The organism is Paracoccus sp. UBA5162 (assembly GCF_002413585.1).
GTDB lineage: Bacteria > Pseudomonadota > Alphaproteobacteria > Rhodobacterales > Rhodobacteraceae > Paracoccus.
Window position 1 is genome coordinate 15335 of sequence record NZ_DHXG01000003.1, and the last position, 14664, is coordinate 29998.

Here is a 14664-nt window from a genome sequence, read left to right on the forward strand (position 1 = left end):
GCGCGTCGCCTAGAGCACCAGGATACCGGCATGTTTCGCCTTGTTGTCGGGTTCGACATGGATGGTGATCTGGGCCTCGGTCAGTTTGGCCTTCAGCGCCGTTTCGATCCGGTCGCAGATCTGGTGTGCCTCGGACACGCTGGTCGCACCATCCACGACCAGATGAAAGTCGATGAAGGTCGCGGATCCGGCCTGGCGGGTCCGCAGATCATGGGCCTCGATCGCACCCTCGGCGCGATCCGCGATCGTCTCGCGGATGACACGCATCAGATCTTGCGATACCGCTTCGTCCATCAGGCCGCTGAGCGAACTGGTCATCAGCTTCCAGCCGGACCAGAGAATGTTCAGTGCCACAAGCGCCGCGAGGATCGGGTCGAGGATCGCATAACCCGTCGCCACCGCCAGCAGAACCCCCAGGACCACACCGGCCGAGGTGATCACATCGGCCAGAAGATGCTTGCCATCGGCGACGAGGGCGGGCGACTGATGGTGGCGGCCGCGGCTGATCAGCACCCAGCACCAGATGCTGTTCAGCACGCCCGCAGCCACGTTGATCGCCAGCCCCAGGGCCGGCGCCTCCAGCGGCGTGGGCGCAAGGATGCCGTAATAGGATTTGCGCAGGATCACCAGCGCGGCGACGATGATCAGGACGCCCTCCAGCACGGCGCTGAAGAACTCGGCCTTGTGGTGGCCATAGGGATGACCGTGATCGGCGGGCTTCGCGGCGATGCGAATCGCGATCAGCGCTGCGACCGCCGCCGCCACATTCACCGTGCTTTCCAGCGCATCCGACAGCAGCGCGACCGAGCCGGTCACCCACCATGCCAGCGTCTTCAGCGCCAGCACCACCAGCCCCACCACGATACTGCCGATGCCGATCCTGATCGTCTGGGTCATGGGAAGGCAATCTCCGGTCACGAAGGTCTAGAGCCGCGCCCTTTTGCAGATCGGGAACAAGAACTCAACCGCGATCCGGCGCGGCGTCGGCCTATTCTTCCTCGTCGTCGCCGAAGCGGGCATCGTCGTCATATTCATCCTCGCCCTCGTTGACGTATTTGGAACTGAGCGCGATCGAATGATTGTCGTGGATCGGGTCCATGACCACATCCGATGGAATTTCGCCGCGCAGCCATTCGCGGATCTCCTCGCGCGATTCGGACGGGTCCTGCCCGGTCAATTCCGAGATATAGCGCACGAAACCGCGTTGATCGCCGTCGATCTCGTCCAGCTCGGCCTCATCGGCCTCGGGCCACTTGTCCTGGATCGCTTCGTAGAAGGCCGACCAGTTTTCCTGAACATGATGCCACTTCATCTCAATATCCTCTGGGCAGGCCCTGCTGCGCCCAGCGGGCGCTGCCGGTAATGTCCTCGCCGATGCCGGCGACGGTGTTGCAGCCGGCCAGGATCGTGCAGGCCAGCAGCGTGAAGATCGTTGCTTTCATCTCTCTGCCTCATCTTGCCACCAAAGCTCGGGCATGAAACCCGGCCAATCTCCGTAAAGCGGCGTTGCCTTCTCAGGATACGACAGGTTGGCGTCGTGGGCCAGACGCGAGACCGGCGAGAAACTGACCGGGATCACATACCGGCCCGCGGTCAGCACACGGTCCAGCGCGCGGACGGCGGCGTTGAAATCGTCGTCACTGCCGGCGTTCAGTATTTCGGCGATCATTGCGTCCACGGCGGGGTTCTTCATGCCCATCCAGTTGCGGCTGCCCGGCTGGTCGGCTGCCGCCGATCCCCAATACAGCATCTGTTCATTGCCGGGCGACAGCGACAGCGCGCGTTCATACCAGGTCATGTCGAACTGGAAATTGTTCGTCCGCTCGACATATTGCGCGGAATCCAGTTCGGTGACGCGGGGAAAGATGCCCAGATTGCGCAGCGCCTCGATATAGATATCGACGATCTGCTGGGTTTCCGAGGCTGTCCGCATGGCGCTGCCCGACTGGTTCAGCACGATCTCGAAGGCGAAGGGGCGGCCCTCGGCGTTCTTCATCCGGCCGTCCTGCACCGTCCAGCCGGCCTCTTCCATCAGCTTCAGCGCGCGGCGCAGGCCCTTGCGGTCCAGCGGGCGGTCGGCGCCCTCGGGCAGGGTATAGCCGTCCAGCGTACCGGGCGGCAGGTCCGCTGCGAAGGGGCGCAGCAGGTCGGCCACCCGGCCCTCGGCCGGGCCGGGACGCATGGCGAGGCTGGAATTGGCGAAATAGGACGTGATGCGCGGTTCCCTGCCGCCATTCAGCGTCGCGTTGATGAACTGAAAGTTGAATGCCTCGATCATCGCCTGCCGCACGCGCCAGTCGGCAAACAGCGGGTTGCGGGTATTCATCACCAACCCCATGATCCCCGAGGGCCGTTCGTTGCCGATCTCGGATTTCACCACCTTGCCCTGCGCCGCCAGCGGAAAGTCGTATTCCTCGTCCCATTTGCGGGGCGACAATTCGCGCCATACGCTGATCTCACCGGCCTTGAATGCCTCGAACATGGCATTGGCGTCGCCGAAGTAGTCAAAGCGGATCTCGTCGAAGTTGTTCTGGCCCTTGCGCACGTTCAGATCCGCGCCCCAGTAATCGGGATTGCGTCTGAAGGTGATGGAACGGCCGGGATCGACGCTGTCGATGACATAGGGTCCCGACGCGATCGGCGCATCCAGACCCGAAAGGCTGAAATCGCGGCCCTCCCACTGTGCCTTCTTGAGAATCGGCCTCATTCCCATCAGCATCGCCAGTTCGCGATCCTTTTCCTTGAAGGTAAAGCGGATCTTGCGCTCGCCCGTCTGTTCCATCTTCTCGACCTTGGCCCAGGCGCCCCGATAGCGGGGATGACCCTGTGTGCCCAAGGTCTCATAGGACCACATCACGTCCTCCACCGTGACCGGACTGCCATCCGAGAACCTGGCTTCGGGGCGCAGGGTGAATTCGACCCAGGTCCGCTCGGGATCGGTCTCTACGGTGTCGGCCAGAAGGCCATAGAGCGTGAACGGCTCATCCAGCGAGCGATACATCAGCGTTTCCGTCAGCAGTCCGGGCTGGAACAGGATCGGCCAGACCGGATTGCCCTTCAGCACCCAGGGTTTCAACGAGTCGAATCCGCCCGGTTCCGCCAGCCGAATCGACCCGCCTTTCGGTGCGGCCGGATTCGCGTACGGCATCTGATCGAAGCCCGCTTCCAGGGCAGGTTCTCCATACATTGCAATGCCATGAGCAGGTTTTCCAAGACTTGCCAGAGGCATTGATGCAACAGTGAACAGGCCCGCCACCAACGCCAGCAAGGCACGTTTGATCGCGCATTTGTTAGGGATTTTGAAGATTCGCATCGCCGCCTGCCTCGTCATTCTTTGTTTGGCATGGATTTCAACAGGCTCGTCCGCCGGGCGTCAATGGCGCGGCCAACTTCGCTGTTGGACTCGGGCAAGGACTCGCGTATAAGTGTCTTACTGCTCGATAGGTTTCTTGCCTGTATGAAACCTGCCTCATGACTTGCGCCCGCCTTGTGCGGGCGCTTTTTTTATGTTCCGGGCAGTCCTGTCGCCTGGTTGCCGCGACAGGACAAAGGTTGCAGTTTGCGGTTGCAACGGTCCCGATGGCATGCCGGTTCGCGGGCGGAAAGGACCATGATTGGGGGAACCAATGTTCGAAAGATTCCTGACAGGAAAGACGGCGGTCGTGACCGGATCGAATTCCGGCATCGGCCTGGGCGTGGCAAACGAACTGGCACGCACGGGTGCCGATCTGGTGCTGAACAGCTTTACCGACCGGGACGAGGATCATGCCCTGGCCGAAAAGCTGGCCCGGCAACACAGCGTGAAAGTGCGCTATATCAAGGCCGACATGTCCAGCCCCGAAGAATGCCGCGAACTGATCGAGAAGGCCGGCTCCTGCGATATTCTGGTCAACAATGCGGGTATCCAGCATGTCGCGCCGATTCCCGAATTCCCGATCGAGAAATGGAACGCGATCATCGCGATCAACCTGTCTTCGGCCTTCCACACCAGCGCCGCCGCGCTGCCGATGATGCGCAAGGCCGGCTGGGGGCGGATCGTCAACATCGCCTCGGCCCATGGGCTGACCGCCAGCCCGTTCAAATCGGCCTATGTCGCGGCCAAGCATGGCGTCGTCGGGCTGACCAAGGTGGCGGCGCTGGAAACCGCCGAGGAAAAGATCACCTGCAACGCGATCTGTCCGGGCTATGTGCTGACTCCGCTGGTCGAGGCACAGATTCCCGACACGATGAAAGAATACGACATGAGCCGCGAGGACGTGATCCGGAACGTGATGCTACAGCGTCAGCCGTCAAAGGAATTCGCCACCGTCGAGGAAATCGGCGGCACGGCGGTATTTTTATGCAGCGACGCCGCGGCCCAGATCACCGGCACCACGATCAGCGTCGATGGCGGCTGGACGGCCATGTGACGACATCAGCCGGCGGTTCCGCCCGGGTTCGATCGCCAAGCGCGGTGCCGGGCCGAAAAGAACCGGCGCTTCGCGGTCCTTCGTCATCCTGGGAAACCGTCCGGGATGCGGTAACTGACCCCAGGCGGTGCAGAGTGAACGCCGCCCCGTGGACGGGGCGGCGCAGGCATCCTGGCAGGGAATGAGGGCCGTTTCAGCTCAGGGCGCGCTGCACCGACCCCGCATCCGCCCCGGTCAGCGTCTTCGCGATTTCCTTCGCAAGCCGCTGCTGCAATTCCTTGTGATATTTCTTTCGCATGGTGCCCAGGGTGGTCGGATCCGCGATCACCGCGACCTCGTCGGCCTTGCCACGCAGCACCAGGTCATTGAGGAAATCGGCCAGGCCGCTGGCGAAAGCGGCTTCATCCACATCGCGCGAGGATTCGGATTCCAGTTCGGCATCCGCGAAATCCTTCTGGCTCAGGGACCGGGTCTGTTCCAGTTCCAGTCCGTGACGCGCGCGGTTGCGAAACAGCGTGGCCGTATGGCCATCGGCGACGACGACCAGGGCATTGCGAGACAGCATATCATGCTCCTTCCGATTGCTTGCCCGTTCCAACGCGCCAGAAGAATCTCAGTTGCAGCCTTCGCAGAAACGGCGGATCCGCGCCACGGCATCGGCCAGCACCTCGTCGCTGGCGGCGTAGGAGATGCGGAAATGCGGGCTTAGCCCGAAGGCCGCACCGAAGACGACCGCGACGCCGCTTTCCTCCAGCAGGGCATTGGCGAAGGCTTCGTCGCTGTCTATCGGCGTTCCCGCCGCGCTGGTCCTGCCGATCAGCCTGGCTATCGAGGGATAGACATAGAACGCCCCCTGCGGAATCGGGCATTCGATGCCGGGGCAATCGTTCAGGCCGGCCACGATCAGATCGCGGCGGCGCTGGAACGCGGCCCGGCTGTCGCTGACATAATCCTGCGGGCCGCTCAGCGCCGCCTCGGCCGCATGTTGGCTGATCGAACAGGGATTCGAGGTCGATTGCGATTGCAACTTGGCCATGGCGCGGATCAGGCTTTCGGGGCCCGCGCCATATCCGATTCGCCAGCCGGTCATCGCATAGGACTTGCTGACTCCGTTCATGGTCAGGATGCGGTTCTTCAGCCGCGGCTCGACCTGGGCCGGGGTGGCGAATTCGAAGCCGTCAAAGACCAGATGTTCGTAAATGTCGTCGCTGAGGATCCAGACATGGGGATGGCGCAGCAGAACATCGCTCAGCGCCTGGATCCGCGTGCGCGAATAGCCCGCGCCCGATGGGTTCGAGGGCGAATTCAGGATCAGCCACTTCGTGCGCGGCGTGATCGCCGCCTCCAGCGCGTCCGGCGTCAGGCGAAAGCCGTGCTCGATACCGCATTCGATCACGACCGGCCTTCCGCCCGCCAGCAGGACCATGTCGGGGTAGCTGACCCAGTAGGGCGCCGGCACGATCACCTCGTCGCCCTGATCCAGCGTTGCCATCAGCGCATTGAACAGGATCTGCTTGCCCCCGGTGCCGACCGTGATCTGCGCGGGGGCATAGTCCAGGCCGTTCTCGCGCGCGAATTTTGCGGCGATCGCGCGTTTCAGCGAAGGCATGCCATCCACGACGGTATAGCGCGTGTGGCCGGCGTCGATCGCCGCCTTGGCGGCCTCGCGGATATGGACGGGCGTGTCGAAATCGGGCTCTCCCGCCGACAGGCTGATGACGTCGCGCCCCTCGGCGCGCAATTCGGCCGCGCGGGCGGTCATGGCCATGGTTGGCGACGGCTTGATACGCGCCATTCGGTCGGAAATGAACGCCATCGGGGGCCTCTGGTTTGATCTGCGTCTTCGCATGGCTTACGGTGTGCGCGCAAAAGCCACAAGCGGGGGGAACATGGAAGACGGGCATGGATATGGTGACGGCGAGGCGACGCTGGGCGACCGTCTGACCGCCGCGCGTGAGGGTGCAGGGCTGGAAGTCGGGGAGCTGGCTGCGCGCCTGGGCGTGCGGACCGAGACGCTGGAGGGCTGGGAAAGCGATCAGGCCGAGCCGCGCGCGTCGTTGCTGGGCAGGCTGTCCGGAATTCTTGGCGTCTCGCTGATATGGCTGATGACCGGCGACGGAAGGGGGCCTTCAACGGGCGAATCGGGCCCGGGTGCCATCGCCGCCGAACTGCGCGACCTTCGCCGTTTGCTGAACGAAGCAGCGCGGCGCATGGACCGGATCGAGGATTTGCTGGCCTGTGACTGAGGAAACACCCGAGATACGGCTGCGGCGGTTGCGGATGCGAAGCTGGCGGCGCGGCATGAAGGAAATGGACCTGATTCTGGGCTGCTTCGCCGACAGGAATTTGCCCGATCTGCCCGATCCCCTGTTACGGAAATACGAGGATTTGCTGCTGGAAAACGATCAGGACCTGTATCTGTGGGTCACCGCGCGGCTGGCGCCGGTCGCAGACGGGAGACGCGGTCCGGCGGGTTTTTCCGACATTCTGGACCGCATCGCCGCAAGTGCTGCGACTCGGCCCCGATAAGAAGGTTCGCCGTTTACGGAAGATTCTCTTTTGTCTGTCATCTTGCAGATCATGAAAGACAGACGGGAACGACCTGCCATGCTGCGCCATGCCACACAATATGACCGAAGCTCGATCTCTGCCCCCGCGCCGGAAGAGGCCAGCGAACTGGCCGAAGCCTATCTGGAATCGCTGCAACTTCTTGAACGGATGCATCGGTTGATGCTGGATCTGGTGAAGGATGAATTCGAGCGTCTGAACCGCAACGATCTGACGCCGGTGCAGGCCATGATCCTCTATAATCTGGGCGAGGCCGAGGTCAGCGCGGGCGAATTGCGATCACGCGGCATGTATCAGGGCAGCAATGTCAGCTACAATCTGAAGAAGCTGGTGACGATGGGCTATGTCCACCATGAACGTTCGGACCTGGATCGCCGTTCGGTCCGGGTCAGGCTGACGCCTGAGGGAATCGCGGTGCGCGAAACGGTGCACCAGTTGTTCATTCGCCATGCCGAAGGCCTGGCCCTGTCCGGCGTGCTGGAGGATCCCCCGCTGGAACAGGTCAATCTTCAAAGCCGCCGGATCGAGCGATTCTGGACCGAGCAGATCCGCTATATCTACTGACCGAACAGCGACGCGGGCCTGGTCCGCGCCGCCATCGGTCCCTCACCAGTGGCCGGTATTGTCCATGCTGGCCCAGGGCTCCTGCGATGGCAGCGCGTCGCCATCCTGCAAAAGCTCGATCGAGATGTTGTCGGGACTGCGCACGAAGGCCATGTGGCCGTCGCGGGGCGGGCGGTTGATCGTGACGCCTGCATCCATCAGCTTCTGGCACATCTCGTAGATATTGCCGACACGATAGGCCAGGTGGCCGAAATGCCGGCTGTCCGAGGGCAGGCCATCGTCGCCGTCCCAGTTATAGGTCAGTTCGACCGGCGTTTCCGGTTGTCCCGGCGGCGCCATGAAAACCAGGGTGAAGCGACCCTTGTCGTTGTCGATGCGGCGGGTTTCCTCCAGCCCCAGCAGGCGGAAGAAATCCATCGTCTTGTCCAGATCCTTCACGCGGCACATCGTATGCAGATAGCGAATGGTCATGCGGTTTCCTTTCTGTCGCGGCATCGTGCCGTTGGCCGGCAATGTGGCACCACCTCGCCTTGGGTGCAAATGCTGGACCTTCGCGGATACTCATGCGACATCAGGTGTCACGGTGAACACGGGAGGGGCGATGCGTCAATATCTGGAGGCGCTGACAACGGTGCTGGAACAGGGCGTCGAATCCACCGACCGCACCGGCACCGGCACGATCTCGCATTTCGGGCTGCAATGCCGCTATCGGTTGGCCGAGGGATTTCCGCTGGTCACGACCAAGAAACTGCACCTGCGATCCATCATCCACGAACTTTTGTGGTTTCTGTCGGGCGAGACGAATATCGCCTATCTGCGCGAGAACGGCGTTTCGATCTGGGACGAATGGGCCGATGAAAAGGGCGATCTCGGACCCGTCTATGGCCATCAATGGCGGCATTTTCCCATGATTCGGCAAGGCCCTGAGGGGCCTGTCGCCGGAGAGATCGACCAGATCGCGACCCTGGTCGAGACGATCCGCACGACGCCCGACAGCAGGCGTCTGATCGTGACGGCGTGGAATCCCGGCGACATCGACCGCATGGCCCTGCCGCCCTGTCACACGCTGTGGCAGGTCCGGATCGCGGGCGGCAAGATGCATCTGCAACTGTATCAACGTTCGGCCGACATGTTCCTGGGCGTGCCGTTCAACATCGCCTCCTACGCGCTGCTTCTGGTGATGCTGGCTCATGTGACGGGTTACGAGCCGGGCGATTTCATCCACTCGATCGGCGATGCGCATATCTATCTGAACCATCTCGAACAGGTGAAGACGCAACTGGGCCGCGCGCCGCGACCACTGCCGCGGCTGGAACTGGCCCGCGACGTGACCTCGATCTTCGATTTCCGCCATGACGATTTCCGGTTTCTCGACTACGATCCCGCGCCGGCGATCCGGGCACCTGTGGCGGTCTGACCATGCTCAGCCTGATCGTCGCCCGCGCGCAGGATGGCGCCATCGGCAAGGACAACCGGATCCCGTGGCACATCCCGCAGGATCTGCGGATGTTTCAGCGCGAGACGACCGGCGGCGCGCTGATCATGGGCCGCAGGACATGGGAAAGCCTGCCTGTCCGGCCGCTGAAGAACCGGCTGAACTGCGTCTTGTCGCGCGATGCCCGCGTGGCGGAAAACGTCTTTGCCGGACTGACCGAGGCGATCCGGTTCTGCGAGGATCAGGGCCATTTCCGCGTCTACGTCATCGGCGGTCAGCGGGTCTTTGCCGAGGCGCTGCCGCTGGCCGACCGGCTGCTGCTGACCGAAGTCGCGACGACCGTTTCCGGCGCCGAGGCGTTCTTTCCCGATTTCGACGAAGGCGACTGGCGGCAGATCGCTGCGCGCCCGCTGCAGGCCGAACCGCCCGCGATCGTGCGCGAACTGATCCGTCAGCCCTGAATCGCCGCGATCCAGCGGCGCAGGACCGACAGGCTTTCCGGCTCGTCCAGCCAGGGGACATGCGCGCGATCCGGCACCTCGGCAAAGATGGTGTCGGGGCGAAGAGACCGCATCCGCGCCGCGACGTCGGGCGACAGCAGGTCGGAATTGGCGCCGCGGATCAGGGCCACCGGCAAACCTTCGGTCGCGCGCCAGAGCGGCCAGAGATCGGGCGCCTCGCCATCGAACGCCGCCAGAAATGCCTCGCGCAGGGCAGGGTCGTATCTGATTTGCAGCCCGTCCGGCGTCTGGTCGTAGTGCTTTCGCGCATCGGCCAGCCAGCGGCCTGCGGGGACATTCGCGAAGCCGGGCATCGCAGCGGGCAGGCGTTCGGCCAGCGCCGCATGAGTCGGCGCCGAAGGGTTGCGGCCGACATAATCGAAGATGCGTTCAAGGCCCGCACGTTCGATCTGAGGACCGACATCATTGAGACACAGGCCCAGCAGGCGATCATGGGCGGCGGCCGCCAGCAACAGCCCGATCAACCCGCCACGCGAGGTACCCAGAAGGGCGGCCTTGCCGATGCCCAGATGATCCAGCAGCGCCAGCGCGTCCTTGGCTTCCTGTGGCACGGTATAGGTCGCGGCGCCGGTATGATCCGATTGCCCGCGGCCGCGATAATCCATGCGGATCAGCCGCAGATCCGGAAGATGCGGCGCAAGGTAGTCGAAATCGTCCATGTTCCGGGTCAGCCCGGCAAGGCACAGCACCGGAAGGCCCCGGCCCGCGTCACGATAGGCGATCTTCGCGCCGTCCCCGGCGACGAAATGCGGCATGGGTTTCCCTTCCGGCCCTACAGGTTCTCGCTTTGCGGCATTCCCAGAACGTGATAGCCGCCATCGACCATCACGATCTCGCCCGTCGTGCAGGCGCCCCAATCCGACAGCAGCCAGACCGCAGTTCCGCCGATCGCGTCCAGTGTGGCATTGGCGCGCAGCGGGGCATTCATTTCGGTGTGGCGAAAGGTCCGGCGCGCTCCGCCGATGGCCGCCCCCGCCAGCGTCTTCATCGGGCCGGGCGATATCGCGTTGACCCGGATTCCATCCGGCCCCAGGTCATTCGCAAGATAGCGCACGCTCGATTCCAGCGCCGCCTTGGCCACGCCCATGACATTGTAGAACGGCGTCACCCGGTTCGAACCGCCATAGGTCAATGTGATCAGCGAACCGCCTTCGGCCATCAGCGGGTGGGCGCGGCGGGCGATCTCGATCAGCGAATAGCAGCTGATGTCCAGACTGTGCTTGAAATTCGCGCGACTGGTGTTCAGAAAGCGGCCGGTCAGTTCGTTCCTGTTGGAAAAGGCGATCGCGTGGATGACGAAATCCAGCTTGCCCCAGCGGTCGCCAAGCGTCGCGAAAGCCGCATCCAGCGAGGCGTCATCGGTCACGTCCACATCCAGCAGCAGATCCGAGCCGACCGAGGCCGCCAGCGGCTGAACCCGCTTGCCGAAAGCCTCGCCCTGGTAGGAAAACGCCAGCTCCGCGCCTTCGGCCGCCACCGCGCGCGCGATGCCCCAGGCGATGGAATGGTCGTTGGCGACCCCCATCACAAGCCCGCGCCTGCCCTTCAGAAGATCGCCCATATGACAGCCCTCGACGTAGTTTTGTCTGTTATTCCAAGTATCTGGACAGCAGCAGCGAGGCATTGGTGCCGCCGAATCCGAAGCTGTTCGACAACACCGAGTCAAGACCCGCCTCATCGACCCGCGTGGTGGCAATCTCGCTCGGTCTGATGGCGGGGTCCAGAGTCTCGACATTCGCCGAGGCCGCGATGAAGTCATTTTGCAACATCAGCAGACAATAGATCGCTTCGTGAACCCCGGTCGCGCCCAGGCTGTGCCCGGTCAGCGACTTGGTCGAACTGATCGGCGGCGTCGCCCCTTCGCCGAAGATGCGGCGGATCGCATTGACCTCGCCGATATCGCCGACCGGCGTCGAGGTCCCATGGGCATTGATATAGCTGAGCTCGCGCCCTTCGGGCAGCGTCTCCAGCGCCAGCCGCATGGACCTTTCGCCGCCCTCGCCCGACGGGGCAACCATGTCATGGCCGTCCGATGTCGCGCCGTAGCCGGTCACTTCGGCATAGATCTTGGCGCCACGCGCCAGGGCGTGGTCCAGTTCTTCCAGCACCACGACGCCGCCGCCGCCGGCGATCACGAAGCCGTCGCGCGTCGCATCATAGGGGCGCGAGGCGGTTTCCGGCGTGTCGTTGTATTTCGAGGACATCGCGCCCATTGCGTCGAACAGGCAGGACAGGGTCCAGTCCAGTTCCTCGCCGCCGCCGGCGAAGACGATGTCCTGCTTGCCCATCTGGATCTGTTCGACGCCGTTGCCGATGCAATGCGCGCTGGTCGAACAGGCCGAGGTGATGGAATAGTTGACCCCCTTGATCCGGAAGGGCGTGGCCAGCGTGGCCGAATTGGTGGACGACATGCAGCGCGTCACCATGAAGGGCCCCATCCGCTTGGGACTGCCCTTTTCGATGACGATCTGGTGGGCGTCGAAGAAATTCGACGTGGAGGGGCCGCCCGATCCCATGATCAGGCCGGTCCGAGGGTTCGAGACGTCGCCTTCCTCAAGCCCGCTATCCTTGACCGCCTGTTCCATGGCGATGAAGTTGTAGGCTGCGCCCGGACCCATGAAGCGCAGGTTGCGCTTGTCGATGTGATCCTCCAGCACGATCTGGGGCATTCCGTGAACCTGGCTGCGAAAGCCGTGTTCGGCATATTCCGGGGCGAAGACGATGCCCGAGCGGCCGATCCGCAGGCTTTCCAGCACTTCGGCGGCATTGTTGCCGATGGGCGAGACGATCCCGAGCCCGGTGATGACGACGCGACGCATGAGAGGATTCCTCTGGCTGATTAGCTGGTCGACAGCGCGACCTTCATATCCTTGACCTGATAGATGACCTCGCCATCGGCCTCGACGCGGCCATCCGCCACGCCCATGGTCAGCCGGCGGGTCTGAACCGCCTTGGTGAAATCGACGAAATAGCGCAGCAACTTGCGGTCGGGGCGGACCATGCCGGTCAGCTTGACCTCGCCCACGCCAAGCGCATAGCCGCGCCCCTCCCATCCGCGCCAGCCCAGGTTGAAGCCGGTCAGTTGCCACAGCCCGTCAAGGCCAAGGCATCCGGGCATGATCGGGTTGCCGGGGAAATGGCAGGCGAAAAACCAGAGATCGGGGTCGATGTCGAATTCGGCGACGACATGCCCCTTGCCATGCGCGCCGCGATCTTCCGAGACATCGGTGATCCGGTCCATCATCAGCATCGGCGGTTCGGGCAATTGCGCATTGCCGGACCCGAACAATTCGCCTCGGGCGCAGGCCAGCAGGTCGTTCCGGTCGAAACTGGTTTGCGTCATCGCCATGCGGTCCTGCCTTCCCTTCGGCGCGATCGGGCGCCGTCCCTCTCAAGTTGACGCACCGTCTATCACTCGCCGCGAAGCCGGTGCAAGTCCAAGCCATGAAACAGCCGGCGAGGCCGCGCAAGCCTCAGAACCATTGGCCGGGCTCCATCAGGCCCAGATCCATCAATTGCTGCGCCCGCCATTCGAAGGGATGGGAATGGCGCCAGGTGAACCGGCCGATCGCGCCGCGCGATCCGGGATTGCGCGCCAGCGCCTTGGCGACCCGGAAAGAGGCGATGGTCGCGGTCAGGTTGTGGTGCCAGGGACATGAATAGGTGTTGTATTCCGCGATGTTGAAGCGGTGATCGGGCGTGATCGTCAGGCCCGGCGCGGCGCGGAACAGCGCAACCCGGTCGATCCGCCGCCGGTCCGGCGGCAGATGCTCCTCGAACCGCCAGCGCAGGCCGCCGTGAAAATCCAGCTGCCGTTCGATCGCGCGGCCCTGGGCATCCTTGCGGCCAAGCGCATAATAGCCGGTCCTGTCGAACAGCGCCGCCGACAGATCGACCGCATCGGGCGCCACGTCCGGTTCGGCGGCATAGAGGTCGATGACATAGGTCAGCATCGCCGCGCGCCGTTCCTCGGCATGAAAGGCCAGCAACTCGCCGACGCTGCGGGTTTCGGAAAACGGGAAGAACAGGAACTCGGCGTTATGGCAATAATAAAGCCAGGTTCCCGGCGCGACCGCCCGGATGATCCGGTCCACCGCCCCCTTGTGGGCGTCGCGCCGGCGGGTGTCCCAAATCAGGTTGCTGATCCTGTCCGCGCCATCCGCGGGCAGCGTGACAGGCTCGGGCGACAGGGCAAGGATGTGGCGGAACCCCAGCTTCAGATGATGATCCAGCGTCTGCCGGACGGCAGCGTCGTCCTCGATCAGGATGATCGCCAGCGGTCCGCGTGCCAGCGCCGCCGGCTTGCGTCGCAGGAAATCCTCCAGCCCGGTCGCCGCGATGGTCACTGCATGACCGCCTTGACCTGATCCAGCGCCTCGCGCAGCAGCGCCGGATCCTGGCCGGCGCTGGTCACGAGATTTTTAAGCGTCTCCTTCTGGATTTGCGGGATCTGCGCCTGGTCGATGATCTGCGCGACCCTGTCGGCGTCGAAGCCCGCCGGCGTCAGCGCGGCCTCGATCCGGGCGGCTGCGACGGCGGCGCTGGCGGCCTGTTCGGTCGCGGCGGCGGCATCCTGGGCGGCCGAGGCGGCGGTTTCTGCGGCGCCGGCGCCGGTCGCATCGCCATCCGTCACCACGTTGCGGGCGGCATTGGCGGCGGCATCGGCGGCGCGGTCGGCGGCATCCGGCTGCAGCTCCTCAACGGCGTAACCGGTTTTCTCGTGCACTCGCCGGAGGGCGCGGCCAACCGTGCAGTCGAGTTGCTCGGCGATCCCGAGCTCCGAGACGCGGTGGGGACCGCCGGACACGAGCACGTCAAGGAAAACTTCCTGACCACCCGGCACATCCGCGACTACCTGCTGCTTATGCTCGCCATGGAGCACGACGACACGGACCTGTCGCTGCTGACGGGCGGGACGCCGTAGGAATGCCCTCGCGGTCGGCTCATGGGCTGCGGCTTCAGACTTCGGGCTTCAGGCGCTCTGACGGGCCCGGCCACACCAGTCCCCATCGAGAGCAAGCAGCAAACAGTCATTCGCTTGCCCTGGTAACGAGCAGCAGCTTGCCAATGTGGGTGCTGGCCTCCATCAGGCGGTGGGCCTCGGCTGCCTGCGCCAGCGGCAGACGCTGGTGGATGACAGGGCGCAACCGTCCGGTCTCGAAGAGCG

The 14664-nt window shown here is 63.8% G+C and carries 20 protein-coding genes; 6 read left to right on the top strand and 14 right to left on the bottom strand.

Translation table 11 applies throughout. The features are described from left to right. Window positions 1-9: 9 nt before the first annotated feature. The 4 genes from B4A72_RS00550 to B4A72_RS00565 all read right to left on the bottom strand — a co-directional run bounded on the left by B4A72_RS00550 (window position 10) and on the right by B4A72_RS00565 (window position 3313). Window positions 10-897, bottom strand: a complete 888-nt coding sequence (locus B4A72_RS00550) for a cation diffusion facilitator family transporter (RefSeq protein WP_292950734.1) — start codon at window positions 895-897, stop codon at window positions 10-12. A 91-nt stretch (window positions 898-988) separates the two neighbouring features. Next, window positions 989-1312 carry a hypothetical protein gene (locus B4A72_RS00555; RefSeq protein ID WP_292950732.1) on the bottom strand — a complete coding sequence of 108 codons (324 nt, stop codon included), beginning with the start codon at window positions 1310-1312 and terminating at the stop codon, window positions 989-991. A 1-nt stretch (window position 1313) separates the two neighbouring features. Then, a complete protein-coding gene (locus B4A72_RS00560; RefSeq protein WP_292950730.1) occupies window positions 1314-1442 on the bottom strand; it encodes a hypothetical protein in 129 nt (42 codons plus the stop codon). Continuing rightward, window positions 1439-3313 (bottom strand): extracellular solute-binding protein, encoded by a 1875-nt coding sequence (locus B4A72_RS00565; RefSeq protein ID WP_292950728.1) that lies wholly within the window; start codon window positions 3311-3313, stop codon window positions 1439-1441. The genes B4A72_RS00560 and B4A72_RS00565 overlap by 4 nt, the downstream gene beginning before the upstream one ends. A gap of 313 nt (window positions 3314-3626) precedes the next feature. Between B4A72_RS00565 and B4A72_RS00570 the strand changes: the two genes are divergently transcribed. Further along, entirely contained in the window at window positions 3627-4409 is a 783-nt protein-coding gene (locus tag B4A72_RS00570) for a 3-hydroxybutyrate dehydrogenase (protein ID WP_292950726.1), read from the top strand. A gap of 193 nt (window positions 4410-4602) precedes the next feature. Here B4A72_RS00570 and B4A72_RS00575 read toward each other — a convergent pair whose 3' ends face one another. Together B4A72_RS00575 and B4A72_RS00580 are read right to left on the bottom strand one after the other, a co-directional pair. Then, window positions 4603-4974 (bottom strand): host attachment protein, encoded by a 372-nt coding sequence (locus B4A72_RS00575; RefSeq protein WP_292950724.1) that lies wholly within the window; start codon window positions 4972-4974, stop codon window positions 4603-4605. Window positions 4975-5022: 48 nt separating this feature from the next. After that, complete coding sequence (locus tag B4A72_RS00580; RefSeq protein ID WP_292977937.1) at window positions 5023-6225, bottom strand: pyridoxal phosphate-dependent aminotransferase; 1203 nt, start codon at window positions 6223-6225, stop codon at window positions 5023-5025. Between the two features lie 73 nt (window positions 6226-6298). Between B4A72_RS00580 and B4A72_RS00585 the strand changes: the two genes are divergently transcribed. From B4A72_RS00585 to B4A72_RS00595, 3 genes are all read left to right on the top strand, one after another. Next, on the top strand, window positions 6299-6655 hold the full coding sequence (locus tag B4A72_RS00585; protein ID WP_292950720.1) for a helix-turn-helix domain-containing protein: 357 nt from the start codon (window positions 6299-6301) through the stop codon (window positions 6653-6655). Beyond that, on the top strand, window positions 6648-6938 hold the full coding sequence (locus B4A72_RS00590) for a succinate dehydrogenase assembly factor 2 (RefSeq protein ID WP_292950718.1): 291 nt from the start codon (window positions 6648-6650) through the stop codon (window positions 6936-6938). The genes B4A72_RS00585 and B4A72_RS00590 overlap by 8 nt, the downstream gene beginning before the upstream one ends. Window positions 6939-7016: 78 nt before the next feature. Next, entirely contained in the window at window positions 7017-7541 is a 525-nt protein-coding gene (locus tag B4A72_RS00595; RefSeq protein WP_292950716.1) for a MarR family winged helix-turn-helix transcriptional regulator, read from the top strand. Window positions 7542-7583: 42 nt separating this feature from the next. On the opposite strand, the gene B4A72_RS00600 is transcribed toward B4A72_RS00595, so the two are convergent. Continuing rightward, on the bottom strand, window positions 7584-8012 hold the full coding sequence (locus B4A72_RS00600; protein ID WP_292950714.1) for a VOC family protein: 429 nt from the start codon (window positions 8010-8012) through the stop codon (window positions 7584-7586). Between the two features lie 130 nt (window positions 8013-8142). Between B4A72_RS00600 and B4A72_RS00605 the strand changes: the two genes are divergently transcribed. Both B4A72_RS00605 and B4A72_RS00610 read left to right on the top strand, forming a co-directional pair. Beyond that, window positions 8143-8958 (top strand): thymidylate synthase, encoded by an 816-nt coding sequence (locus B4A72_RS00605; protein ID WP_292977938.1) that lies wholly within the window; start codon window positions 8143-8145, stop codon window positions 8956-8958. Window positions 8959-8960: 2 nt separating this feature from the next. Beyond that, the gene (locus tag B4A72_RS00610) at window positions 8961-9437 is read left to right on the top strand and encodes a dihydrofolate reductase (RefSeq protein WP_292950708.1); all 477 of its coding nucleotides are present in this window, start codon (window positions 8961-8963) and stop codon (window positions 9435-9437) included. Here B4A72_RS00610 and B4A72_RS00615 read toward each other — a convergent pair. From B4A72_RS00615 to B4A72_RS00645, 7 genes are all read right to left on the bottom strand, one after another. Beyond that, window positions 9428-10252: an alpha/beta fold hydrolase gene (locus B4A72_RS00615; RefSeq protein WP_292950706.1), complete on the bottom strand. Its 825-nt coding sequence runs from the start codon at window positions 10250-10252 to the stop codon at window positions 9428-9430. The two genes, B4A72_RS00610 and B4A72_RS00615, sit on opposite strands and share 10 nt — an antisense overlap. A 17-nt stretch (window positions 10253-10269) precedes the next feature. Next, window positions 10270-11058 (bottom strand): enoyl-ACP reductase FabI, encoded by a 789-nt coding sequence (locus B4A72_RS00620; RefSeq protein WP_292950704.1) that lies wholly within the window; start codon window positions 11056-11058, stop codon window positions 10270-10272. Between the two features lie 28 nt (window positions 11059-11086). Further along, window positions 11087-12316 carry a beta-ketoacyl-ACP synthase I gene (gene fabB, locus B4A72_RS00625; protein ID WP_292950702.1) on the bottom strand — a complete coding sequence of 410 codons (1230 nt, stop codon included), beginning with the start codon at window positions 12314-12316 and terminating at the stop codon, window positions 11087-11089. Between the two features lie 20 nt (window positions 12317-12336). Continuing rightward, window positions 12337-12846 (bottom strand): bifunctional 3-hydroxydecanoyl-ACP dehydratase/trans-2-decenoyl-ACP isomerase, encoded by a 510-nt coding sequence (gene fabA / locus B4A72_RS00630; protein ID WP_292977939.1) that lies wholly within the window; start codon window positions 12844-12846, stop codon window positions 12337-12339. 124 nt (window positions 12847-12970) lie between these two features. Beyond that, entirely contained in the window at window positions 12971-13837 is an 867-nt protein-coding gene (locus B4A72_RS00635; RefSeq protein ID WP_292959104.1) for a glycosyltransferase family 2 protein, read from the bottom strand. Between the two features lie 2 nt (window positions 13838-13839). Further along, window positions 13840-14379 carry a hypothetical protein gene (locus B4A72_RS00640; RefSeq protein ID WP_292977940.1) on the bottom strand — a complete coding sequence of 180 codons (540 nt, stop codon included), beginning with the start codon at window positions 14377-14379 and terminating at the stop codon, window positions 13840-13842. 148 nt (window positions 14380-14527) lie between these two features. Continuing rightward, the coding region (locus B4A72_RS00645) for a zinc-binding dehydrogenase (protein ID WP_292977942.1) at window positions 14528-14664 on the bottom strand (137 nt) is incomplete at its 5' end.